This is a genomic window from Streptomyces roseus (assembly GCF_001044425.1).
Taxonomy (GTDB): Bacteria; Actinomycetota; Actinomycetes; order Streptomycetales; family Streptomycetaceae; genus Streptomyces; species Streptomyces roseus.
In genome coordinates this window covers 1-23,884 of sequence record NZ_LFML01000090.1, presented here as the reverse complement: position 1 = coordinate 23,884, position 23,884 = coordinate 1, and the positions used below count along the sequence as shown (strand labels likewise).

Sequence of the window (23,884 nt, the reverse complement as noted above, 5' to 3'; positions counted from 1 at the left end):
ACCGCGGCGGGGGGACTGTAGCGCAGAGGTAGACGCGCCCTCTTGTCAGGAGGGGATGACGCCGGTTCGAATCCGGCCTGTACCCCCCGCCGTGCGTATGCGAGGCCGGAAAGCTGTCCAGCAACCCCGAGTAGCCTCCGGCATTCCGGGGTGACTGCATTTCACAACGTCCAGGCCTTTGGGCGTCCGCTCCGCTCCCGCCTTTTCAGTCCTTCCGGCTTCGCCTCCAGGACCACAGCCTGCTTCGCGGGCGGCTGGCAGCGGCTGCGGTCATCCGGTCTATCAGGCGGTAAGCGGTGTCGTGGCCGTAGAAGTCGGCCAGGTCCATCGCGCTCATCCGCCCAGGGGGTTGCGGTATCGGATCAGCCCCGTAGGCCAGCAGGATCACTGTGAGCCGACTGTCGATCGGAGTCCCTGACTTAAGCGCCGAGTCGCCCTCCAGGTCGACGGCGTGCTCCAACAGGGTCATCCCCCAGCAGACCTCGTTGACGTCCGCGCCTTCATCGAGAAGACGGGTCAGTTCGGCATGGTCACTGGACTCGACCGCCTGGTGGGCGGGCGTCCAGGGGTTCTCGGTCATCCGGCTTCACTTCCCGCCGCTCGTCAGTCATGAGCTCAGACACCGACCCTAACATGATGCAGCATGTACCATTGGTGAAATAGCACGACACCCTCCATGTAGATCAGCGAGGTTTCGCAGATGCCTGTCTACGAATACCACCCGGATGAATTGGCGCGGATCTCTGTGGTCAGACAGGCCCACGGACTCGGCTTGGACGAGGTGAAAGCACAGTGGCAGGCCGCCTGTGACCGCGAAAAACACGCGCTCGCCGGCCCCCGGGAGCCGCGCAAGCCGACCGAGGTGGACATCGCCTCGTGCCAGAAGCTGGAGTGGGCCCGGATCGTACGGGTCATGACGGAGCAGCAGATGGCCGTGTACTCCCCGGACGAGGACCGGCGAGTGGCCCGCCGAGAAGAGCAGCGAGTGCGGCGTACGGCTATAGAGGCTGCCTGGGACGAACAGTCCGGAGGCGGACTGCCGGTCGAGGTGCTGCGGCACCGCATCTACCGGATCACAGCCCGGGCGACGGCCGCTTCCGCAGGAGAAGAGGCCCTGATTCGCCACGTCTTCGCCGCCTCTGGCGGTGCGGCCGTCGAGCACGCCCGGGCCATGTTCGTCCGGCCTGGCAGCATCTACCAGGACGGCGAATACCGGATCACTGCCGTCGAGCAGATCCTTCCCGAACCGGGAGAATTCCCGTGATCCAGCTCCGAGAACATCAGGTAGATCAGAAGTCGAGTTTCCGGAAATGGGTGGGATTTCCTGCAAGGTCGTCCGTGCCCCCTCAGGGTGCCCGGGGCACGATCGTGTCCGCGACCGGCTCAGGCAAGACGATCACAGCCGCAGCGTGCGCGCTGGAGTCGTTCGCCGACGGCCGGATCCTCGTCACCGTCCCCACCCTGGACCTGCTCGCCCAGACCGCCCAGGCATGGCGGCTGGTAGGCCACCGGGCCCCGATGGTCGCCGTCTGCTCGCTGGAGAACGACCCAGTGCTCAACGAGCTGGGGGTGCGCACCACCACCAACCCGATCCAGCTCGCCCTATGGGCCGGGGCGGGGCCGGTCGTCGTGTTCGCCACCTACGCCTCCCTGGTGGACCGCGAGGACATCGACGCACCGGAGGACCAGCGGAAGGTTCGCGGGCCGCTGGAGGCCGCTCTGGCGGGCGGGAAGCGGCTCTACGGCCAGCAGATGGCGGGCTTCGACCTCGCCATCGTCGACGAAGCCCACGGCACCGCCGGCGACCTCGGATGCCCGTGGGCGGCCATCCACGACAACAACCGCATCCCCGCCGACTTCCGGCTCTACCTCACCGCCACCCCCCGCATCCTCGCCGCCGCCCGGCCCCAGAAAGGCACCGGGGGCCAGGAGGCCGAGCTCGCGAGCATGGCCGACGACCCGAACGGCACCTACGGCGCGTGGATCGCCGAGCTCGGGCTGTCCGAAGCGATCGAGCGGGGCATCCTCGCCGGGTTCGAGATCGACGTGCTCGAGATCCGCGACCCCTCCCCCGTCCTCGGAGAGTCCGAGGAAGCGCAGCGGGGCCGGCGCTTGGCGCTGCTGCAGGCCGCGCTCCTGGAGCACGCCGCGGCGTACAACCTGCGTACGGTCATGACCTTCCACCAGAAGGTGGAGGAGGCGGCCGCGTTCGCCGAGAAGCTGCCCGAGACCGCTGCCGAGCTGTACGCCACCGATGCCTCTGACGCCGATCTGGCGGCCGCGGAGAAGCTGCCGAAGTCGTCGCTCAAGGCGGAGTTCTACGAGCTGGAGACCGGGCGCCACGTCCCACCGGACCGGGTGTGGTCGGCGTGGCTGTGCGGGGATCACCTCGTCACCGAGCGACGGGAGGTCCTGCGGCAGTTCGCCAACGGCATCGACGCGGACAACCGGCGCGTGCACCGGGCGTTCCTCGCGTCCGTACGTGTCCTGGGCGAGGGCGTCGACATCACCGGCGAGCGCGGGGTGGAGGCGATCTGTTTCGCCGACACCCGCGGCTCCCAGGTCGAGATCGTCCAGAACATCGGGCGCGCGCTCCGGCTCAACGAGGATGGGTCCACGAAGATCGCCAGGATCATCGTGCCGGTGTTCCTGGAGCCGAACGAGGACCCGACCGACATGGTCGCCAGCGCCAGCTTCCGCCCCCTTGTAGCCGTCCTCCAGGGCCTCCGCAGTCATGACGACCGTCTCGTCGAGCAGCTCGCCTCCCGCGCCCTCACCAGCGGGAAGCGCAAGACCCACCTGCGCCGCGACGAGAACGGGCAGATCGTCGGCACAGGCGGCGAGGGCGAGGACCAGGAGGACGGCACCGACGCCGCAGCCGAGTCGGCCCTGCTCCACTTCTCCAGCCCCCGCGACGCCGCCACCATCGCCGCGTTCCTCCGCACCCGCGTCTACCGGCCGGAATCGCTGGTGTGGCTGGAGGGCTACCAGGCCCTCATCCGCTGGAGGGCGGAGAACGAGATCACCGGCGTCCACGCCGTCCCCTACGACGTGGAGGTCGAGGTCGGAGTCACCAAGGCGTTCCCCCTCGGCCGCTGGGTCCACCAGCAGCGCAAAGCCCTGCGCGCCGGCGAACTCGAGGACCGGCGCAAGACGCTCCTGGACGCACCCGAGGCCGGGATGGTGTGGGAGCCCGGCGAGGAAGCGTGGGAGGCCAAGCTCGCCGTGCTCCGCTCCTACCGGCGGGCCACCGGGCACCTCGCGCCCCGGCAGGACGCCGTGTGGGGCGAGGACGACGAGATGGTGCCCGTCGGCCAGTACATGGCCAACCTCCGCAGGAAGGGCACGAAGAACGGGCTGGGGAAGGACGAAGACACTGCGACGACCCGGGCCGCGCAGCTCGCCGCGATCGACAAGGACTGGAACTGCCCCTGGCCCCTGGACTGGCAGCGCCACTACCGCGTCCTCGCGGACCTGGTCGACGCCGACGGACAGCTGCCCGACATCGCCCCCGGCGTGCTGCTGGACGGCGACGACATCGGACGGTGGCTCCAGCAGCAGAAACAGCCGGCCAACTGGGCACGCCTGCTCCCCGAGCAGCAGGCGCGACTGACCGTACTGGGCGTGCAGCCCGACCAGGCACCGTCTCCCGCCCCCGCGGCCAGTCCCGGGGCCAAGGGGCCCAGCAAGGCGCAGCAGGCATTCCAGCGCGGCCTGACGGCCCTCACACAGTGGATAGAGCGGGAAGGCGCCCACCGACCGGTCCCCCGCGCCCACGGCGAGGAAATCGCAGTCGAGGGCGAGGCCGAACCGGTCGTCGTGAAGCTGGGTGTGTGGGTCTCCAACACCAAGAGCCGACGCGACAAGCTCACCGCCGACCAGCACGCCGCCCTCGCCAAGCTGGGCGTCGACTGGGCCTGACCAGGGGCAGGCGCGACTGTCCGTATTGAGCGGCCGTTCCTCACTGCCTGTCTCGGGGCGGGAAGAATCCCTGGAGTGCCGAGCCGTCGACGCTGAACGCGTGGACGGCAGCGCGCCCTCCGATGCGCGCTGGCGGTGTGGGGCGCCGCCATCGACGTCACCTTCATGTGCAACGACGTCTACTCGCTGGAGGCGGCTACCACGCCTGGCAGACCCAGACCCGCCGCTACACCAACGCACTCCACGTCGTTCCCGCCACCGGACCCGGCTACTTCAACAAGGTCCTGGGAGCGTAGCCCTGGTAGGGGTGTGAGCCTGGAGGGAAGGGCGCCACCCCGACACGCCCACCCGCGGCGCATCCTCGCCACCTGGTTCGTCCCCGGCCGCCGGGCCACGGCATCGACGCCTCCGGTGCATCGCAGGCCATCCGGTATCAGCCGCCGGGCCGAAAAGTGTCGTTGTCCGGTGACAGTGCGTCATGCCACGCTCTGGCCAGGTCGGCAGCGAGCCGATCAGCAAGGAGAACGACATGCCCGAGATCACGCCCGCAGCCAAGGGCCCGGCACCGGTCCAGCTGACGGCCAGCGCACCCGAACCCGCACTGACCCCGGCATCCGAGGTCAAGCCCGAAGACGTGGCCGCGCTCTCGCTCGAGTACCGGGACGGGGTGCCGGTCCTCGTCGCCGCCGCCGGGACCTACATCCCCGCCCACATCGAAGTCGTCGACGGCGAAGGAAACCCCGCAGCCGCCTACACCGCAGGCACCACCACCCCCACCACCACACGCCTCTACCACGCAATCGACGGCTACTACCTCCACCAAAACGACGAGCCAAACTAAATCGCCGCCATCTTCATCTGGTCGGCGAGGTGCCCCGAAGGAAACGGCCCAGCCGAGGCCGGCTGTCAGACCGAGACCACGCCGCCGCACTCGTGCCGCACGCAACCCAGCGAGGGCGGGTCTCGGCCTGGCGGCATCATGCCGCCATTTCGCTCTGCGTAGTCGTACCGCTTCCCTTGGCTTGTCGCGTTCCGGCTGAGGCGCCGGGCTGACCAGCAAGGAGAGTCACACCCCCTGCTCCAGCACCGCATCCTCCTGCCTTGACGGACACCCGGCGTCACCACCGCCCTACGGGCCAGAGCCGAACGATTAACAGTCCCCCGCGAGACAGACCCACCGCTCGACGAGCGGCCAACGGGCACGGGCGTTCAGTTCGGGATGGTGGTGCGCACCGCTGAGGCGCAGGCCGCGGGACTCGGTCCCGTCTGGCACCCAACATGCCGGTGCCGTAGACGCAGCCCTCCCCGACCGGCTGCCGCCGGTCGGGGAGGGCTGCGTCTACGGCCGAGGTCAGTGGCGGTACATCACGTACAGCTTGTTGTCGTGCGAGGCGGCGGCCGGTGCGTCCATCGGCTTGGCCGCTCCCGGGTTCACCTTCTGGAAGCCGCCCCAGGCGCCGTTGTAGGTGTTCGCCTGCAGGGCGCCGTCGGTGCTGCGGATGAAGAGCCACATCTTGCCGTCATGCACGGTGAGCGCCGGCGACCAGTTGGTGAGGGGGGAGTCGACGTTGCCCCGGCGCTGCCACTGGCGAGGGTGTCCCTGTGAGGTGCCGGCGTGCAGCTTGCTGTCCAGTCCGGTGGCGATTTTCCAGGTGTCGGTGTTGTGGGTGACCATCGCGACGGCGGCCCCTACCTGCCATTCGAGGACGTCGTCTTGGGGCGAGCTCCAGCTGGTGCCGTTGTGGGTGTTGAGGAAGAGGCTCTGGTCGCCGCTGACGTGGACCATCCACACCTGTTCCCTGACGGTGGCCAGGGTGGGCCCGTAGTGTGAGCCGTAGCCATCGAATTTCGAGGCCGGGCCCCAGCCGCCCGTTTTGGTGTAGGTCCGCCAGTACAGTCCTTTGTCCTGTCCGGTGACGGCGTAGTACAGCTTGCCGTGGCCCACGGCCAGGGCCGGGGCGTACAGGGTGGCGTCGCCGCCGAGCCGTTCGGGTTTGCTCCAGGCAGGGCTGCCGCCGCCGACGCCCACGGGGGCCTCCAGACGGGTCCACATAACCACCTTGTCGGCCGGGTGCACGAACAGGGCGTGGAGCACACCGTTGTAGGAGGCCAGGGCGGGCGGCGTCATGGACTCGAAGTCCAGGGCGATGGGTGCGCCCCAGGTACTGCCGTTGAATACCGCGTAGCGCAGGGTGCCGACGGGGAAGGGCACCGGGTCGCCGGCGTACTTCACCTTCAGCTCGTGGTGGCCGTCTCCGTTGAAGTGCCACGTGGTCTGGCCGTAGTGGGCGAGGACGGCCAGGTCCTGCTGGTCCAGGCCGATGGTGCGCTGGCAGGAGAGGTCGTCGTAGTTACGGAAGGCCTCCATGATGAAGAGGAACATCTTGCTGACCTCGAAGGCCATCCCGACCCACAGGGGGACGAAGCCGAGGAAGTTGTCCTTGAGCATGAATTGGTCGATGGCGGCGGCCGCGTCGTTGAGGGCCTTGACCAGTGCGTCCCACCAGTCGTCGCTGCTCTGGTCGGCTTCCCAGCAGTGGATCGACAGCCCGAGGTACCCGTTGGACTGCCCGTCGAAGAGAACCTTCTTGGCGGAGGAGAAGGAGCGGGTCTGGCCCGCCTTGACCCCTCCGAACTCCTCCGAGACGAACTGACGGCCCGTGCCGCCGCCGGCAGCCGCGGCGGCGGTCCAGTAGATCTCGTCCCGGGTCCCGCCCGCGTCCCCGACAGCGCGGCGCACGTAGAAGCTCTCCAGCTCCAGGCGCAGCCGGAACGACGCCGCCTGGGGGTCGCCGCCCTCATCCGTGCCCGCCTCGGCCGGCTCCTCCTGCGCCTGCCCGGCGCCGTCTTCCGCACTGCCGGCGGCGGCCTGGGACACGGAGGGGCGGGCGAACCCGGTGACCGCGAAACCGGTCTGCCGCATCGCCTCGACGAAGACCGGGTCCTCCCCCTGCCCCGCCGCGGCCACCCGCGGATCCACGATCTGCACGTTCGGAGCAGCCAGAGCCTCCGCGATGACGTTGTTCACGTCCTCTTGCAGGTTCACCAGCGTGTAGCCCTGGGCCACCGGGCGGCGGGTGATCGTCTCCGGCACCACCGGCAGCCGGCCGCCCTGGCCGGTCACCGCCTCCCGGTACACCCTGCCCCACTGCCGCGCCTCCGCATCGGGCACCACCGTCCGCAAAGCGCCCAGCAGCAACTGCTCCAGATCGGTGGGCGTATGCCCCTGCCGCAGCCGGTCCGCACCGTGCAGCATCGCCCCCAACAGCACGTTGCCGTACTCGATGCCTCCCAGTGCCCGCCCCACACGGTCCTTCGAACGCGCTCCCGACAACAGCGCCCGCAACCGCTCCAGCCGCTCCGGCTCCGTCGTCTTCACCCGGTCAGACACCCTCGCTCCTCCCGACGCCCATCCCGCGGCCAACAGCCCCAGGAATCCAGACGCTAGGCCCCCCAACCCAACCGAAGACGACTGAAACGACCATCCAGCCACAAAGAGGACCAGAAACGCCTTCTTGCTCTAGCGCCCACATTCATGAACCAGCACGAGCTACCGGATGACCGCCGCACTCCTGGCCCACACGTCACAAACTCCCCAGCGGCACGCACAACGGCACCGGCCGTGTGAACGGGTGCGCTGATGACAGCCGGCCACCTCCCAGAAGCACACCTCATGGCAGCAGCCTGGTCACCCCTGCCAGCCGCGATCAAAAGATCGTCACCGCTTCGGGTGGCGCGTTCGTCGCGGCCGGGGGTGCCTTGCTAGGAAGCACGCACCCCTGTGGCCCGGAGCGGCTATACCGGAGCGGAGCCGACTGCCCTGCCCGCCGTAGGAGAAGGAGTCCACCGTCTCATGACCGACGCCGCGAACACCCCTCCCGCCACCCGCGCCGCCCGCGTGATCACGATCGTCGCCGTCGTCCTCGGCGTCGCCTACATGGGCTTATTGGCCTTCATCTCGGTGCCTGAGCTCACGGACTACATGAGCGGCCGGGACATCGACTTCCCGGTTTTCCTGGCCATCGCGGCCGTCGCTGGCCCCGCCCTGTTCTGGGCTTACATCGGCCTTGGCTTCGGGCTGAGCAAGACGGGCTGGGCGGCCGGCATCGCCCTCACGGGCATCCTCACCGGCCTCACCTACGGGTGGCTCCTGGCCTCCTCCAACGGCCACGGCTTCTCCTACTGGCTGTTCCTCACCCTGATCGTCGCCACCAACCTCGGCGCCTTCTGCGTGATCCCCTACGTCCTCGTTCTCGGCACCATCAGGAGCCGCTGACCCTCCGAGCCGGAGCCGCACAGGCCCGGCCTACGGCTCCTCATTCCGCGCGCCCCACCGCCCGGCGAACCTCTCCAGGGCGCGCCGCTGCTGTTCCTCGCGAGCGATCTGCTGCGCAAGGACGTCGCGGTCGATGTACGGGTCGACGGCGGCGAGGACCAGGCGCTGGAGTTCGTCCGGCTCCAGCGCCTCCACCTCCCACTGGACCGGGTGCTCGATGTCGAAGCCGTAGCGTCGGGCGAAGGCCGGCCATCTCGGGTCGCCGCGCTTGCCCTCCGTCGCCGGGAGCCCGTACGCGCAGACCTGCTCGTAGGTGAGCAGCACCCGGGTCACCGAGCTCCAGCAGCCCGTCCGCTCCACCCAGTCCCGCTCGATGTCCTCGCCGGAGCAGTCGAAATCACCGACCACGAGTAGCCGGGCTCCGCGTTGCTCGTGGGCGACGCGGTCGCGGACGACGTCGGCGTAGGACTGGGAGCTGAAGCCGCGGACCACGAGCACGGGGATGCCCGCGAACTCGAGCCAGCCGGTCAGCTGCTGCCGAAGGGTGTCCTTCTCCGCAGCGACGTACAGGGCGTGCTCCTGGCCGACGGTGCGGTCGAGGCGGAACCAGGCGGGCATCTCGGCGACGAACGCCCCCGCGCTCGGCCAGGCCGGCGGGACGTGGACTTCGCGAAGGGTGTCGATCAGGTCGGGGAAGCGGCCTTCCCGCCGGGCCTGGGCCAGCCGCGCAGACAGCCGCCGGTACATCGGCGGCGTGTGCGGCAGCACGCCCTCGGCTGCGAGGCGGTACATCACCTGCCTGAGCGTGACCTTGATCGGTGCGTACCCGTCCACGATCTGCCGCGCTCGTTCTACGACGAGGGGCCACCGGATCCGTTCACGAGCCATACCTGTACCCCTGCGGCGCCGCCAGCCTCCCCCCGGAGACGGGACAGACCTCTTCGTCCGGCTATCGCGGACAAAGACACCTCATGCAGCTAAGCCGTCAAGCGGAGACCGGCCCCACGCGGAAATCAGTACTCGCCGCAAGCACGGCCTGCGAGGCTGTGGGGGTGACTGAGACGACCCCTTATGACGCCGCCCGTGCCCGATTCACCCGCCAGGCTCTGGCACGCCTCGTCCTGTGCGATCACGCAGCGGACGTTGCGGATGGCGCCGCCGGCCTGGTCGCCACCGAGAACGACTGTGACACCGGTCCCGGAGGCCGGGTAAGCCAGGCATTCCAGCTCATCGAACTCGCGGAGCGCGCTCTGGCCTCGGCCGTGATCTACGAACGCGAGCGAGGCAGTTCCTGGACGGAGATCGCCCAGTACCTGGGCATCAGCCCAGCAGAAGCGGAAGAGCGGTTTGGTGTGAACCTCAACGACTGGAACACGGCCTTCGAGGTTCCCTACCGGCCCGACGACACCGGCCGAAAGCGCATACCCCAGCTGCCCACGGCAGCGTATGACCCCGCTTGGGCATGCGACCGCCTCGACACCTGGGCCAGCAACCGGCTCACCCTTGTCAACGACCAGCGTCCCGTCAGCTCAGGCCTCGTCAAGGCTGCGCCGGAAGAGGAGTTCCCGTCAGTGACCCCGTAGCAGCTTCGGCGGGGAAGGCGATCGCCTCATCGAACAGACTGCGCGCCTGAAGGCAGTGGTGGAGCTGGCCGAGCATTCGGTTGAACAGGTGTCGCAGGGCCTGCATGTGCCAGTCTCCTCCTGCCCGGCGGCGCCGGTAGTGGGCGTCCGCGCCGGATGAACCGCCGAGGGAGGCGAAAGCCCAGAGGTGACCGACGTGGTTAAGTCGGTTGTTCTTGACGAACCGGCGTCCGACGTAGCGGCGTTTGCCGGAGGCCCGCGTGATCGGGGCCGAACCCGCGTACGCCTTCAGCCCTCCAGCCGAGGCGAACCTGGTCCTGTCATCGCCCATCTCGCCCAGAATCCGGGCACCGATCTGAGGGCCGATCCCAGGGAAGCTCAGCATGATCGCCGCGTCCGGGTGCGACCGGAAGGCATCCTCCGTGGCCCGCGCCAGGTCATCGACTGCCTCGCAGGCCGCGTCCAGCTGCAGCAGCAGGGCCAGTGCCTGCTTGCCCATGGCGTCCTCGACGAGGGGCAACTGCCGCGGGGGCCTCCTGGCGGAAGAGCTGCTGGATGCGTTCGGCGTCCGTCTCGATGCCCCGGCGGCGGCCGGCTCGCCGGAGCATGGCGGTCAGCTTCCACATCTGCAGCTTGGCGGCCAGAGCAGGTGTGGGTGCGACGGCCAGAATGCGGCGGGCGTCAGGGCGGGTCAGGGTTCCGGGCTTGTCCCTGAACGCTTCGATCAACGCCGGGAAGTATTCCCGGAGCAGGGACCGCAGCTGATTGGCGACCTGCTGCCTGTTCCAGACCGCGTCTTGCTGGGCTCGGGCCAAGACGGCGACGGCTTGGGCCAGATCGGTGTCGGCAGGCAGAGTGCGGTGCATGGGCGCGTCGGTGCGGATGATGTTCGCGAGCACCAGGGCGTCGCCCGGGTCCGACTTCTTGCGGCTGACTCCGTGGCGGTCGCGGTAGCGGGAGGCAGCCATCGGGTTGACCGCGTAGATCTTCCGTGAGCCCTGCCGCAGCGTCGCGACCAGCAGGCCGCGGCTGGTCTCGATGGCCACCGGGATTGGCATGTCCGCGGTGTCGCCGTACTCAGCCAGAAGATCCAGCAGCAGCCGGTAGCCGTCCAGATCGTCGTTGATCCTGCACTTGGCCAGCAGCTTGCCGGTGTCGTCGACGAGCGCGACGTCGTGGTGGCCCTCCGCCCAGTCGATCCCGCAGAACACGTCCATGGATCCCGCCCCTTCTCCGGTGCTGATCTCGAAGGCGAGCACGCGGGGCCGCACGGCGCACTAATTCCAGGGCTCCAAGGCCCGCCACCTCATCAGCCGTGCGCGGCACCGCAAGCCGCACGGGCGCGCGCCGTGTCCAGAGCTCGAAGCTCGTGAGGAGAAAACGCGTCACCGTGCGGCAGCTCATCCTTCGAGGATCCCGAACCCGACGGGCCCACGAGGGCAGAACGTGCGAGGACCGGCCGGCGCCCAGCGCCACCAGTCTTTACAAAGACCTCGCACGGTCGGAGGTGTCGTAGGGGTCACCACGGCACCGACCGGACCACACACGTCCTGCCCCGGGCTGGAAAACGCCGCCCCGGGCCCCTCAGAGATCCAGAACCTCTAATTACTAACGAATTAGAGGTGTCGTTTTCCGAAGGGGGCTTGCCCACGGCATCTGACCTGCACGAATGCGAGATCGCCGGAGTCGGGGGGTCCCACTCACGGTCACACCTGCGGTCCCCCGCCTAGTACAACCGTGCAGACAACCCTCCAGCCACCCTCCGGTGCAACCCCCTGCTGAGGATCAGCGGGAGGGCTCCCAGGCTTCTGTGCCTCGCAGCGATGGTTGTCACTTCGCAGCAGTGGATGGCACCACGATCACGTGCGGATGCGGCATTTCCACCAAGGCAGATCCGGCGGCGCGAACGGATCATTGAGCGTCTTGGCGAGGTAGCGGGCGTCCAACGGACTCACGGCGACACGCAGCTCCCGCCGGGCTCTGCGCTTCATCGAGTGCAGAACGGCTTCAAGCATCGTGCGCGCATGCATGTCGCGCCAGCCCGTGGTGCCGCAGCCATGGGAGAGCTCGTCATGCGGCCCAAGGCGTCGCAGGGCTTGCGACCAGGCACGGAAGGCATGAGCCACATCCCCGGGATGCAGGCCGCGTTGTCTCTCGAATGCAGCGATCTGGCGGCTCGCGGAGGGCGACAGCCCTCGTATGGATGCTCGGGAACCGCGGTTGATGCGGCGGGGCAACTGCTTGCGGATCTCGCCCGGTGATCGGCGAGGCATGAATACTTCCAGGGCTCAGACGGCGGAGGAACACCGTATCCAACGCCTATTGCTTCGGAAAGCTGTTCCTGATGATCCACCCCTGGCCCGCTCGGCAGAGCACCTGAACGCACGGCTGGACGGCGACGGCATGATGGGGGCGAAGCCGATCAGGGAGGGGATCACATGCCGGTGTTCATCGTCCACGATGAGCCAGTCGGTCGGGCCCAGCGCAACTACATCGCCCACGCGGATCTGGCGCCGTTCGGGCTGGATGGCCAGATGGAACAGCTCTGGCTGAAACCTCTCAATGACGGCACCTTCTCCATCGCCTGCATCCCGTTCTGCACATATGGACTGGCTCTCGGAGACCACGTGGCCCTCTCGGAGGACGACCAGGTCAGTGAGGTTGTGGGGCTCTCGCAGCATCGTGCCCTGCGTATGCTCCTCATGCCCAGTACGGACCCGGAGCGGGTGAGCAACGCAACCGATCGGATCAAGACCGAAATCGATGCCGCCGGTCTACTGAGCGAATGGAACGGAGACCGTCACGTCGCGGTCGATGTCCCTCCGCAGGCGAACCCTTCGAGGCTGTTCGCGGTGATGGAGCGCGAGGTGGCCGAAGCCGGCGCGTTCTGGGAGTGGGCTGACGCTATGCCCTTCTCCTCCCGCCGCTGATCCGGGGAAGACCTGGGGCTGGTGACAACACGATTGAGAACGGCCAGGAAGTGACAACCACCGCGCGCATCCAGTGACAGAAAGCGCTGCGATCCAGCGAGAGCGTCCCTGGTCGGCGGGCATCACCGGTGACAACTATCGCTGCGAGTCACAGCCGCGTGGGGTGGACAGGCTTGCCCGGCGTCAAAATGCCGGCGGCCGCGGCGGTGAACTGACCGGCCATCCGTAGTCACCACTACAGAACCGGTGAGGTCCTCCGCGCAGGTCAGGGCACGTTGAGGACCTGGAGCTCACCGATCGCCAGGCTCGTCTGGCTCTGGCGGGTGGTGGTGATCGTGCCGGTCTGCCCTGCGCCGGACCACATGACGTCCCAGGTGGTGGTGGCGGTGACCGGGTAACGGCCGCCCGGAGCCCGGGCGCTGGTGCGCTCGCACATGTGCCCGCAGGTCGGTGACTTCTCCTTGCCCCGGTCCGGGGTGTACGGCGTGCCCGGTCCGGTGCAGGTGACGGTGGCGCCGTCGCCCATCGACCAGACCACCGTGCGGGCCGTCGCGGTCGCGGTGACCGTCACCGACCCCGCCGACGCGGACGCGGTCGCCGGTCCGGTACGGGTTGGGCCCGGCTTGTTCCACATCCACACTGGCATCCCGACCAGGCCTTTGCCGTCCGGGCGCGGCACGATCCCGATGTCCGGGCCCTCCAGGCGCAGCCGCTCGACCGCCTGCTGCGCGAGCGCCTGGACGTCGATGCCGCCGGCCGGGCCGGTCGCAGACCAGCGGATCCCGCCGCGCACGTCTCCGTCCCCGCTGGGGCGGCAGGTCACCAGGTACAGCGCCCCGTCGCCGTCGCCGGGCTTCCAGCCGGGCGGGGCCCCGGTGTCGAACCCGGGCGGGAGGCCTCCGGGCGGGCCGTCAGTCTGCTTCCAGTAGCAGGAGTCCGCCGAGTTGAAGACGCCCATCTCCGGGGTGGAGCAGGGCACCTCCTGGCCGTCGATCGCACACGTGGGCAAGCCCCCCTTGAAGGGGGGCTTGCCCGACCCCCCGCCAGGCTTGCCCGCATCAGGCTTGCCCGGGTCCTGAGCTGTGATGTCGCAGTCGAGATCGCGGGGCGGGCACACCACGCCTGAGCCGGGCCCATCCGCCGTCGCAGGCGGCACGGCGGCCGCCCAGAGCAGGCCGGCCGCCACCGCGGCTGCGCCGAGGCGGGGCCGGCTCAGCACGTACGGTCCCGCTCGACCGTGGATGTGTAGACCAGCCAGGAGCCCGACTTCGTGCGCTGCGCCGAGGAGGTCACCACGTGCCGGCGCGGCCCGGACGGCGCCGCGCCCACGGGGTTGCCGTCCTTGCCGACCTTGTCGTAGCCGGTGGAGTCCACGCAGTCCGTGATGACCGCCCGCAGCGGATCCCCCGAGGCGTCTAGGGAGTCAACCCCTGGCGAGTGGACCGGTTCGCCCTTCATGACGATGCCGCGCTGCTGGTACCAGAAGAGCGTCGACTTGATGTCCGCGAGCGCCGTGTGCGTGGCGTACCGCTCCAGCTCGGCGTCCAGGGCCCCGGACGCGTAGGTGCGGACCTCGGCCGCCGCCATCGCCCTGTACGCCTCCAGAACGGCCGCCCGCTCCCCCGCGTCCGGGGCAACCGCCGACGGGGCCGCAGACACCGCCGGCACCGCCTCCACGGCCTTGCCGTCCAACCCCCCGCCCCCGCACCCGGCCAGCAGCCCCACAACCGCCACACACCACCCGCACCGCCAGCCAGCCCCCCACTACGCCTCCCTGAGACGTGATCACACCACGCTAACAACGCAGACCCCCACAATCACCAGGAATTCCAGGCAGCCAAAATTCCTCACCCCGACAGCGCCCCCAGCCCGCCCCCGCCCCCTCCACACATAAAAGTCCGGCTAGTCACCACCCGCAAAACAGGCCCTGACGAGGCACGGTGCAAGCCGCCCACGAAGCGGGTTTCCCCCTCAGATTCCCCCCGACTCTCCCCCGCTGAGTCCCCCTCAGGTTCCCCCCGTGTTTCCCCCTCAGAAGGCACCTCGCGGGCCGGCCCACCCATCCGCCTGACGACCGCTAGGCACCCACTGACGGCCCGCTGGAGAGCTCTACCGCTGCGCCCGGACGCGGCCCGGCAGGTCGCCGAGCACCTCTCCGCGGCCGCGCCGGGGCACCCGTGGGAGGGTGTGCGCTTCTCGGCGACGTGGGGGAGCCGCGACGTCCTCGACACCACCCTCGTCCACCCCGGCCTGGTCGCCGAGGTCAGCGCCGACCGCGCCATCGACCACGGCGGCGTCTACCGCCACCCGCTCCGCTTCCAGCGGCTGCGCCCGGACGTAGGGCTCGATCGGGCATCCGGTAGCGAGCACTGTGCGGTCTGGGTACGCGGGCTGAACTTGGGTGGGAGGAAGACCCCAGGGCGTGGGGGGTCTCGGGATGTTCCTGCCGTGGCCGACGCTGGCCGCGGGGTTCACCGCGCTGCCCGCGTCACGCCCAGGTCCGAAGGTGCCGTGCGCTGATCGTGGGGGGCCGTCTCGCCTTGGTGTGGGAGACCGGCAGGGCCGACTACTGGAGGGGGAGACGTTCGGGGACCGCCGGGGGTGTGTCTTCGTGTCTCCACCGGTTCTTGATCGTTTAGCTGACGTTCGCTGCTTGCGCGCCTGCCGGGCGGTCCGTCTGCCCGGTGTCGGGGGCTTCGAACGATCTGGATCGACTGCCGTCGTCGAGATGGGGCCTTGTCATGCGTTCTGATGTGTCGATGGGGGCGTGGAAGAGAGTGCGCCGCCGACTGCTGAAGTCTTTGGTGAAGCGGTATGCGGCTGTGGTGCTGCGTGAGCCGCTGTGGGACGGGCGTGGGGTGGTGTCGCCTTCCGGCCGCTATGGTCCCGGCTGTGGGCCGGTGATGCCGTTCGTGCTGCTGGGGGACTCGTCCGCGGTGACCGTGGGCGTGTTGGAGCGGCAGGACACCGTCGGGGCGCAGCTGGCCGGGATGCTGGCCTTGCGGCTGGAGTGCGCGGTGGAGTTGGACGTGCTGGCCCGGGCGGGAGCCACGACAGCGGCGCTGGGCCGTCAGGTTCGGTCAGTGACCGGCCGGGGCACACCGGGCGTGGCGTTCATTCTCATCGGCGGGAACGACGTGATGCTGCCGGCTCCTGTGAGCCGGTCGGCTGCTCGTCTGGAGCACTACGTACGCGAGCTACGCGGCGCGGGGTGGGAGGTGGTGGTGGGCTCGTGCGCGGACATCGGTGCGGCTCCCGCTCTGCGCCGCGGCGTAGCGGCGGTGGCCTCCGTTCGCTCGCGCCGGCTGGCCCGGCTCCAGTCGGCTGCCGTGCTGGCCGCGGGCGGGCGGGTCGCCCTGCTGGAGACCGACGCGTTTCGGCGGCGTCCGGCACAGCTCTATTGCCCCGACGGTTTCCATCCGTCGCCCGAGGGCTACCGCGTCTATCTCCGGCTGGCCAGCTCCGCGGTGGCCGGGGCGGGCGAGGACTGGCTGCGGCGGTCGCCCGTTGAGCAGCGCGGCGGCATGCCGGCCGCGGGTGCCCGGAAGAGCACGCCACGCGAGGCGGGCGTGCCGGCCAAGGCCCCCGCCCCGGCTCAGATCCGCCTGCGGACGCGCACACTTCGCGGCGCGCCCCGGCCGTCGGGGGCCGAGCGGGAGCCGGTATGACCGCAAGGCGGCACACCGGCTGGCCGGCCTGCGCAGTGACAGGGCTGGCGGTCTTTCTGTGCGGACTGGACCACTTGGTGCTCCTCACGGCGCTCACCGCGATCCGCTCCGACCTCGGCCGGGCCGTCGATGCGGCCGCGGCCGGCTGGTTCGTCAACGCCTACCTCGTGCCGGTCGCTGTCCTGCCCCCGCTGGTAACCAGGCTCGCCGCGAGGGTCGGGCAGCTGCAGCTGTTCACAGCGGCTCTGGTCGTGTTCACCGCCGGTTCCGCAGCGGCCGCCTGTTCAGCCACGGCAGGTTCCCTGACGATGGCGCGCGTGGTGCAGGGAACGGGGGCCGCTGTGATCATGCCGCTGAGCCTCACGCTGGTAGCCGCCGCCGTGCCCGCAGACCGGCGGCCGGTACTCCTGGGGGTCTGGGGAGCCCTTGGCGGGCTGGCGGTGGCGGTGGGCCCCTTGGTGGGCGGCGCCGTCGTCCAGTGGGGCGGCTGGCAGTACGTCTTCTGGATCAACGTGCCTCTCGGCTGCCTCCTGGCAGCGGCGGCGCGGGTGTTCTTGCGGGAGCCGCCCACCACCATTGCCGCAGCCCCCACATCGACGAGATCCCGGCCGGCCGCCGTGAGGCAGAGCACAGCGCTGAGGCTTTGGCCGCGTTTCGGGGTCTCCCGCGGTCTCCTGGCGGTGCACGCCTGCGGGTTCCTGATGCACGCCGGCGTGTTCGGGACGGTGTTCTGGCTGGCCCAGTTCCCCCAGGCCGTCCAGGGCCACAGCCCCTGGGAAGCGGGCCTGCGGATTCTTCCCTGGACGGCTATGCCGCTCGTGGTGGCTCCCCTCGCAGGGCTGGTGATGGGCCGTACCGGGGCGCGCCCCGTCCTCGTGGCCGGTTTTCTGCTGACCGCGGCGAGCTCGGGGTGGTTCGCGCTGGTTCTCACCCCGCAGTCGGACTATGCGATGCAGCTGCCCGGTCTGCTGGCGGGCGGGATGGGGATGGCTCTCTTCTTCACCGCGGCGCCTGAAGCCCTCTTGGCCAACACGTCGGAGCGGTGTGTGGCCGCCGCGTCGGGGGTCAACAGCTCGGTCCGGGAGATCGGCGCGCTGGCCGGGGTGGGCGCGTCCACGATCCTGTTCACGTACAGCGGCTCCACAGCGGGCCCGGTCATGTTCACGCACGGTCTGGCCGCGGTCTTGTGGGCCGGTGCGGCAAGCGCCGGGCTCGGAATCCTCACGGCGGCCGCGACCGGCCCGGCCCGCATCCGCGTCACCGCTGGAAAGCCGGCCGGCGCCGTCGCCTCAGAGGGGCCCGTGCCTGCGCGGCCGGCCGTGCTCTGACGGACCGCACCATGGGCCGACGCCGGCGCAGTACCAGCCGTTGATCAGGTCTCCGTCCACGGCCGCACGGCTGCGACGGGGCGCCGGGGCGCGGCGCCAGCCACCAGTCGCGGAGTGTCCTCACGCAGCCGGCCGACGCGCGCCTGTCCGTAAACGGCACACCGGAGAACGCGCAGGGTGCTGAGCCCTGCTGCCCCGAACCGTGCTCTGACTGGCTCGCCGACGGGCGGGGCGGGGCCTCAACCTCAGGCGGAAGCCCCGCCCCGCCCGTGCTCGTGGTTCAGCCCGTCACCATCGGGGTGTCCGCCAAAACCTTCTCGACCACATCAGCCGCGGCCGCGGCACCCCCGGCCTCGCTGATCTGCCTCCGCAGTCCTGCCACGGCGTCGGCGATCCGCTGATCCTCCGCGACCGCCTGTACTGCCTCCCGCAAGGCCTGCGCCGTGGCCTGTTCCCGCGGCAGGTGCCGGCCCACGCCCAGCTGCTCGACCTGTCCGGCGTTGACCCGCTGTTCCGCCATCTGCGGCACCACGACCACGGGCACCCCGAGTGAGAGTGCCTCCATGAGACTGCCCATTCCGCCGTGTGTAACGAACACAGAGGCGCAGGCCAGGACGTCGAGCTGGGGCACGCTCGCGTGCACCTCGAATCCGTCGCCCACGGAGCCGAGCCCGGCTGCCGCCACCTCGGCACCCACGCTCATCACGACGTGCCATCCCAGGCCCTCGAATGCCTGAAGGCAGGACCGGTAGAACTCCGGGCGCCTGTTGAACTGCGAGCCCAACGACACGTACAGCACCGGCTTGTCGCCCTCCGGCCGGTGCCAGCGGCCCTGGAAGGACCGGTCGGAGATGGCCGGGCCCACCCAGTGCGCTTCTCCCGCCCCCACCGTCTCGGGCAGTCGCTGGAAGGAGCGGGGGAAGAAGGCGATCGTCCGCGGGGGCGCCAAAGTCAGCGCGTGGACCCCGCCCGGTACACCGAACTGCTCCAGCGCTCCGGCGAGCTCGGGGAAGCCGGGGATCTGAGCGATGTCGTCGAGCCCGAAGAACTCCTTCACCAGACCGTCGTAAGGAATGTGTGTCGGAGCCAGCTGGACGGCCGGCACTCCCCAGCGCGCCGCGAGCAACGGCCCCGCCCAGGCGTACACATCGGACAGCACCACGTCCGGGACATCCTGCCCGAACGCCTCTTCCAACTGTGGCAGCGCGGCCACGTTCACCACGACCGCCCCGGTCACCCCTTCGGCCATGTCCTCAGGCGCCTCACCCACCTCAGGCGCGTCATACAACACGGGAACCGCGCCCACGGCCCGCACATCCTCCGCGAACTCAGCGGTCACCGCGTAGCTCACCCGGTGACCACGGTCCACCAGCTCTTGTACGACCGCCAGGGTGGGGATCACATGACCGTGCATCGGCACGTTGAACACGGCCACATGGCGCCCACGCCCCTCATCATCGGCCAGAACATCCCGCATGACCATCACCCCAGACTCCACCGCGCGGCACCTGTGCCGCTCAAGAACGAACTTGCCGCCTGGCCAACGCCGATCCCGCGCCCGCGGACACCGCCCCGCGCGCGTTTTCACCTCCGCGTGAGGCCGCGGCACCGGCGCTGCCCGGGGCTGTCATCCGGTGCGGGCAGGAACGCTCAGGCGCGTGGCAGCCGCGGAAAAGCTCATGGACGACCCGAGGGGGCTGACGCTGGTGTAACGGTGGTCGCCGCCATCGACGACGAGCGCCAACTGGTGCCCCGGCGCCACGTCCCACGCCGCGGCGGGCATCGGCAGGTCGACCTCGACCGGCGTACCCGGCGTCACACCCGTGAAGGTGTACGGGGCATGGCTCACCAGCCGGGCCACGCCCAGCGCGTCAACGTCATACAGGTAGACCACAAAGGTCCCCCGGCCGCCGGTGGAGGTCACACGGGTGTGCACCCGCGGCGATCCGCGCAGCGACCACCGCGAGCTCAGCGGAGCGCTGCGCCAGACGGCTGCCAGCGGCGGAGCGAGCGGGGGGAGCACGGTGGTGGGCGGCAGTCCGAGCCTGTCGATCAGTCCCGCGACGGGGAACAGGCCGGAATCGGCGGGCGAGTCCAGGCCGGCGAGCAGACGCTGGGAACCGTCACCCGAATGGGCCCGCACAGGCACCGCCCGGGGCGAGCGTTCCAGCGCGGACCAACTCGGGTAGGTCTCCACTCGCTCGGTGTTACGCGGTCGCAGCATGAGCGGTGCAAGGCGGTCAGCGCCGTTGGGACGGCCGAGGAGGAAGCGGCCGAGCCACCGTGTCGCATGGTGGCGGACCGCGCTCTGCGGCTGCAGCAAGGTGGCTTCGCGGGAACTGGAGTCACCATGTCCGCCCGGGCTCATCCACAGCTGCTTGGGACCGCTGAGCTGGTCCAGCAGCCTTCCGGTCTGCCCGGCCGGCACCAGGGGGTCGTTCCACTCCCCTGCCATGAACACAGGCGTTCGGCGTGCGTTGAGCGCGCCAACGAGGGCGCGAGGCGAACGTTCGAGCGCCCATGCCCGCACCCCGGCCGTGTCCCTGCCGGTTCTCAGGCTCTCGAAGGCCTGACGCGTCGCAGGGCTCATCCGGCCGTTGAGCGCTCCAATCGCCGCCTGGAACGTGGCGATCGTTCCCGCATAGGTGTTGTTGTGTACGAACGAATCGAACAGGTCGGTCCACGGGCACATGGCCGACACCGCCGTGACGCGGGCATCGTGCGCTGCCGCGTTCAGGCTCACGGCCGCACCGTAGGAGGAGGAGTACAGCCCGATCTTTCGCTCGTCGGCCGGGGTGTGGGCCAGCGCCCACGTGATGACGTCGGACACGTCCGCCACGTCCAGGGGCCCTGCCATGTCGATCTCCCCGCCCGAGCGGCGCAGCCCCCGGGGGTCGTAGGAGACGACCACGTAGCCGGCTGCCGCCAGCTGCTTCTTGTCGTCGAGCAGAGTGTCCTGCGGCATGGCCCACCACGCGCCCGGCATCACGATGAGCGGATGCGGGCCGGCTCCCGCCGGAACGTGCACCTCGGCGGCGATCCTTGTGCCATCCCGCATGGTGAGCGTGGTGGCGGAGACCGAGACAGGTTGACCGTCCCGCGCGGCGCTGCCCGCCGTGGGGCCGCCTCCATAATCCGCCGCGTGACCGACCGAGCCGTGGGCCGCCAGAACAGAAACCAACATGGCCACCGAGGCGGTGCACTGCCAACGCACGCCGCTCACCGTACGACCACAGCGCCAAAGCAGACCGGCCCGAGCCTGTTTTTGATCATGATGATCCAACGAACACGACACCTGACCGTTACGCCTGTGCGTATGGGGGGTGAAGTGCAGAAAAGGGAGATTCGGCACTCCGAGACCGTCGATGTCGACGTCGTCGGCTTCACCGGCATCGTAGGACGCCCCCGGAACCACGTTGTCCGGCTGCCCGACGGCCGGATCGCCCGTTCCCAACAGCTCACCGCGCCGCCGGCCGCGCAGGTTGCCCTGTTCGTCCGAGCAGCCGGCCCAGCCGCCGAATCCCGCACGCCGGACGGCGAGCTGTACCGGCGTGCGGACGAGGGTCTGGTGGTGGAAGTCGCGGCCGCGTCCAACCCAGCCGTGTTGATGGGGACCGCGGCACGTACCGGGGCGCTCTTCCGGCGCCGGGCTTGTTCTGACCCGTCCGTCCTGGGCCGGGCGCGGCTTGCCACCGCCGTGCCCGGATCCCGGTGGTACTCCCCCGTTGTTTAGAGGGCGTTTGAGGGGTCATACGCGGATCTGTAAGTCCTTTCGATCGAGCAGGGAGTGATCAGCTGTGTCTGGTGAGCAGAAGGCCGAGGCAAAGGGCGAGCAGGCCAAGGGCAAGCTCAAGGAGACCGCTGGGCGCCTGACGGGCAACGAGGAGATGACCGCCGAGGGCCGTGGGGAGCAGGCCAAGGGCGATGCCCGTGAGGCCAAGGAGAAGATCAAGGACGTCTTCAAGGACTGACCCTCGCATCATCAGGCCGGGACCGCGCAGCGGTCCCGGCCTGATGTGTGTCGGTGGGCAGGCTCGTTGGTCAGGCGTGTACGTCCGGAGGATGCCGGCGCCGGACGCTGTCAGTAGCCGGCCTGAGTGTCAGCGGATGGCAGGCGGGCCCGCGGCGTAGGAGGCCGGGGCCCCCGCCGTATTCATTATGCGCGTACCTTCCTCGCGCCGACGCCGGGATAACCGCGCCAGGTCAGCGCGTATGCGAATTCCCCGCCCTGTAGCGAGCGGGGAATTCAATAGCCGGTCAATCATCGCCTTCTGGGCGGGAGTGGTTCTTCTTCCGGATCGCGCCGCCGATCAGGCATGCGATGAGGAGAACAAACAGGACGGGGATGAGCGGGCCGAAGCCCAGGGCCTCGAACACAACACCTCCTTGCTCCAGCACGTAGTCGTCAAAGCCTCAGGGGAGGGACTCCGGCGAGAATCCCCCGGCGCGGTGCGGGAGGTTTACTCGTCCTTGAGGTAGCCGCCGACGAAGCCGCGGTAGTCGCCCCAGACGCGCTCGCGCTTGTCCCAGGAGCTGCCCCAGCACGAGGCGGTCCAGGTGGTCTCGCTCTGAGCGTTGTCGGCCGGCGGCGAGGAGATCCACTCCTTCACGGGGCTGTGGGAGAAGTCGCAGCCCGGCACGTACAGGTAGTGGTAGGCGCTGCCCGGGTAGACCTTGGTGGTGTCCTTGCCCTTGACCTGGTAGTTGGTCCGCACCGAGACGCGGGAGACCTTCACGCCCAGGAACTTGTCGGTGTAGGAGTACGAAGCCCACATGTCGCGGTAGCCCGAAGCCCGCAGGGCTGCGCTGGAGTTGGGCGAGGCGGCATCGTCGCCGCCGGCGGACTCGCGCTCCACGACCACGTCACCGCCCGCGAGCTCGGTGCGGGTGATGCCCGCCGCGGCGGGAGACTCGGACGCCTCGAAGATCTGCTTGATCAGGGTCTTGTTCTCCAGCAGGTCCAGGAACCGGGTCTTCTGGGCGTCCGAGAGCGCCGTGAAGCCCTGGGCGGTCTCCTTGGCCTGCTCGTCGCCCTGCGCGGACTTCATCGCGAGGTAGGCCTGGTACTTGGCGACCCGCGACGCCTGCGAGACCAGACCGTCGTCGGCCTGGGCCGAGCCGGGCAGCATCGCCAGCGAAATACCGGCAAGAGCGGCGCCGGCAGCAGTGGTGGTGACAATCTTCCTGATCGCGGAACGCATGTGAAGCTGACTCCCCTTTGTATTTCACTCATTCAGGCAAGGGAAAAAAGGGGAGCGAAGAATATCACCGATCCCCCTGAAACCCTGGTTCCCGTTTTGCGTGCCGGCGGTTTCGATCCCCGCGGCCTCGCCTCACAAAGACTGCATGACATGACGGTGACGCGTCAATCAATCTTTGATCATTTGAGGATCATCTGAGTTAACGCGCTCACCACGCGCACTCCGACGCGGAATTAAAGAATCCGCCATATTCGGAATCGCCCAGTCCGCGATGCCGAGACGTCCGAATTCACCGCAAGAATTCGGTCCCAGCAGGACAGCACCGAATGGCCGAAGTCGCCCCGAATATCCGAGTTCGCCGGAGGCCGGGGCTCGCCTGTATGGAGGCGCTCCGCGTCGCTCCTCCCCCGGGTGCGGGTCCCTCTCAGGGCCGGACGGGATGGGGGCGCCCGACTCGATGTGAACAGGTCGACGGTGCCGGTGACCTCCAGCAGCCGTCTCGCGCGGGCTTTGGGCACTCCGAGGTTGCGGCGTTTGCGGACGGGGATCGGGGACACACGCTGTCGTGATGGTGGTGTCTTCGCAGACGGACGGCCACCGCGGCTGGTGACCGCACCGGCACCCCTTCCCCCCCGGGTGCCGTGTGCGGGCCGCCGCACCCGGATCACCGCACCCCGAGTCGCCAATCGGCTCAGCTGCACACGCCTGCCGGCGAACGGGCCCGGGCCGGGACGGACGCCGATCGTGGAGGTGAGCAGGTTCCCTGCTGCGTCACGGCGACCGCCCCGGCTGTCTCCGCGGATACCCCCGGTCACCTCGTTTCCCCCTGCTGACAGCCTGCTTCCGTATTCGGGCACCAGAACATGACGGTGGCCTGCACCCTCAGGAAGGGACGCTGTTGGCTAACTCCGCCCCGCTGGATCTGATCCGGCGGGGCGGAGTGCTGCGTAGGGGCTGATGCGGGTGGGTGCTCGGCG

General features: G+C 69.4%; 21 protein-coding genes, 1 tRNA gene and 1 pseudogene. 12 read left to right on the top strand and 11 right to left on the bottom strand.

What is annotated here, in order from left to right; genetic code table 11:
* Nucleotides 1–10 precede the first annotated feature (10 nt).
* Nucleotides 11–86: transfer RNA gene (locus ACS04_RS22300), tRNA-Asp, on the top strand.
* Between the two features lie 119 nt (nt 87–205).
* Here ACS04_RS22300 and ACS04_RS22295 read toward each other — a convergent pair.
* Nucleotides 206–580, bottom strand: a complete 375-nt coding sequence (locus tag ACS04_RS22295; protein ID WP_048478478.1) for an ankyrin repeat domain-containing protein — start codon at nt 578–580, stop codon at nt 206–208.
* A 120-nt stretch (nt 581–700) separates the two neighbouring features.
* Here ACS04_RS22295 and ACS04_RS22290 point away from each other — a divergent pair, with 120 nt between their 5' ends.
* From ACS04_RS22290 to ACS04_RS22280, 4 genes are all read left to right on the top strand, one after another.
* Nucleotides 701–1,264, top strand: coding sequence for a hypothetical protein (locus tag ACS04_RS22290; RefSeq protein WP_048478477.1), 564 nt, complete (start codon nt 701–703; stop codon nt 1,262–1,264).
* Nucleotides 1,261–3,921, top strand: a complete 2,661-nt coding sequence (locus tag ACS04_RS22285) for a DEAD/DEAH box helicase (RefSeq protein WP_209441748.1) — start codon at nt 1,261–1,263, stop codon at nt 3,919–3,921. The genes ACS04_RS22290 and ACS04_RS22285 overlap by 4 nt, the downstream gene beginning before the upstream one ends.
* A gap of 167 nt (nt 3,922–4,088) precedes the next feature.
* Nucleotides 4,089–4,217, top strand: a complete 129-nt coding sequence (locus tag ACS04_RS40080; protein WP_280921020.1) for a hypothetical protein — start codon at nt 4,089–4,091, stop codon at nt 4,215–4,217.
* Between the two features lie 182 nt (nt 4,218–4,399).
* Entirely contained in the window at nt 4,400–4,762 is a 363-nt protein-coding gene (locus tag ACS04_RS22280; RefSeq protein WP_158977419.1) for a hypothetical protein, read from the top strand.
* Nucleotides 4,763–5,272: 510 nt separating this feature from the next.
* Here the strand turns inward: ACS04_RS22280 and ACS04_RS22275 are convergent.
* Nucleotides 5,273–7,312, bottom strand: coding sequence for a hypothetical protein (locus tag ACS04_RS22275; protein WP_158977416.1), 2,040 nt, complete (start codon nt 7,310–7,312; stop codon nt 5,273–5,275).
* A gap of 462 nt (nt 7,313–7,774) precedes the next feature.
* Between ACS04_RS22275 and ACS04_RS22270 the strand changes: the two genes are divergently transcribed.
* Complete coding sequence (locus ACS04_RS22270) at nt 7,775–8,197, top strand: hypothetical protein (RefSeq protein ID WP_048478473.1); 423 nt, start codon at nt 7,775–7,777, stop codon at nt 8,195–8,197.
* Nucleotides 8,198–8,227: 30 nt separating this feature from the next.
* Here ACS04_RS22270 and ACS04_RS22265 read toward each other — a convergent pair whose 3' ends face one another.
* Entirely contained in the window at nt 8,228–9,031 is an 804-nt protein-coding gene (locus tag ACS04_RS22265) for a hypothetical protein (RefSeq protein ID WP_245236491.1), read from the bottom strand.
* A gap of 218 nt (nt 9,032–9,249) precedes the next feature.
* Here ACS04_RS22265 and ACS04_RS22260 point away from each other — a divergent pair, with 218 nt between their 5' ends.
* Nucleotides 9,250–9,780 (top strand): hypothetical protein, encoded by a 531-nt coding sequence (locus tag ACS04_RS22260; RefSeq protein WP_048478487.1) that lies wholly within the window; start codon nt 9,250–9,252, stop codon nt 9,778–9,780.
* Here ACS04_RS22260 and ACS04_RS22255 read toward each other — a convergent pair.
* Nucleotides 9,737–10,997, bottom strand: a pseudogene (locus ACS04_RS22255) (IS110 family RNA-guided transposase). The gene ACS04_RS22260 and the pseudogene ACS04_RS22255 overlap by 44 nt on opposite strands.
* 642 nt (nt 10,998–11,639) lie before the next feature.
* Complete coding sequence (locus ACS04_RS38280) at nt 11,640–12,053, bottom strand: hypothetical protein (RefSeq protein WP_158977413.1); 414 nt, start codon at nt 12,051–12,053, stop codon at nt 11,640–11,642.
* Nucleotides 12,054–12,218: 165 nt separating this feature from the next.
* On the opposite strand from ACS04_RS38280, the gene ACS04_RS35405 reads away from it, so the two are divergent.
* Complete coding sequence (locus tag ACS04_RS35405) at nt 12,219–12,710, top strand: DUF4265 domain-containing protein (protein ID WP_053080889.1); 492 nt, start codon at nt 12,219–12,221, stop codon at nt 12,708–12,710.
* Between the two features lie 265 nt (nt 12,711–12,975).
* Here the strand turns inward: ACS04_RS35405 and ACS04_RS35830 are convergent, their stop codons facing one another.
* The 3 genes from ACS04_RS35830 to ACS04_RS38275 form a co-directional block, all read right to left on the bottom strand.
* Nucleotides 12,976–13,719: an ATP/GTP-binding protein gene (locus ACS04_RS35830; RefSeq protein WP_158977410.1), complete on the bottom strand. Its 744-nt coding sequence runs from the start codon at nt 13,717–13,719 to the stop codon at nt 12,976–12,978.
* Between the two features lie 203 nt (nt 13,720–13,922).
* Nucleotides 13,923–14,369 carry a hypothetical protein gene (locus tag ACS04_RS37590; RefSeq protein WP_158977407.1) on the bottom strand — a complete coding sequence of 149 codons (447 nt, stop codon included), beginning with the start codon at nt 14,367–14,369 and terminating at the stop codon, nt 13,923–13,925.
* A gap of 450 nt (nt 14,370–14,819) precedes the next feature.
* The gene (locus tag ACS04_RS38275; RefSeq protein WP_158977405.1) at nt 14,820–15,080 is read right to left on the bottom strand and encodes a hypothetical protein; all 261 of its coding nucleotides are present in this window, start codon (nt 15,078–15,080) and stop codon (nt 14,820–14,822) included.
* A gap of 371 nt (nt 15,081–15,451) precedes the next feature.
* Here ACS04_RS38275 and ACS04_RS22230 point away from each other — a divergent pair, with 371 nt between their 5' ends.
* Nucleotides 15,452–16,378: an SGNH/GDSL hydrolase family protein gene (locus ACS04_RS22230; RefSeq protein ID WP_078865143.1), complete on the top strand. Its 927-nt coding sequence runs from the start codon at nt 15,452–15,454 to the stop codon at nt 16,376–16,378.
* Entirely contained in the window at nt 16,375–17,706 is a 1,332-nt protein-coding gene (locus ACS04_RS22225; protein WP_053080885.1) for an MFS transporter, read from the top strand. Before ACS04_RS22230 ends, ACS04_RS22225 begins: the two co-directional genes overlap by 4 nt.
* Before the next feature lie 280 nt (nt 17,707–17,986).
* Here ACS04_RS22225 and ACS04_RS22220 read toward each other — a convergent pair whose 3' ends face one another.
* Together ACS04_RS22220 and ACS04_RS22215 are read right to left on the bottom strand one after the other, a co-directional pair.
* Nucleotides 17,987–19,183 carry a macrolide family glycosyltransferase gene (locus ACS04_RS22220; RefSeq protein WP_048478481.1) on the bottom strand — a complete coding sequence of 399 codons (1,197 nt, stop codon included), beginning with the start codon at nt 19,181–19,183 and terminating at the stop codon, nt 17,987–17,989.
* A 150-nt stretch (nt 19,184–19,333) separates the two neighbouring features.
* A complete protein-coding gene (locus ACS04_RS22215; RefSeq protein WP_158977402.1) occupies nt 19,334–21,160 on the bottom strand; it encodes a CocE/NonD family hydrolase in 1,827 nt (608 codons plus the stop codon).
* 343 nt (nt 21,161–21,503) lie between these two features.
* Between ACS04_RS22215 and ACS04_RS36490 the strand changes: the two genes are divergently transcribed.
* The gene (locus ACS04_RS36490) at nt 21,504–21,677 is read left to right on the top strand and encodes a CsbD family protein (protein ID WP_078865141.1); all 174 of its coding nucleotides are present in this window, start codon (nt 21,504–21,506) and stop codon (nt 21,675–21,677) included.
* 489 nt (nt 21,678–22,166) lie between these two features.
* Here ACS04_RS36490 and ACS04_RS22205 read toward each other — a convergent pair whose 3' ends face one another.
* A complete protein-coding gene (locus ACS04_RS22205) occupies nt 22,167–22,907 on the bottom strand; it encodes a hypothetical protein (protein ID WP_158977399.1) in 741 nt (246 codons plus the stop codon).
* On the opposite strand from ACS04_RS22205, the gene ACS04_RS38270 reads away from it, so the two are divergent.
* Complete coding sequence (locus ACS04_RS38270; RefSeq protein ID WP_158977396.1) at nt 22,908–23,105, top strand: hypothetical protein; 198 nt, start codon at nt 22,908–22,910, stop codon at nt 23,103–23,105. It begins immediately after the preceding gene.
* Nucleotides 23,106–23,884: the final 779 nt, after the last annotated feature.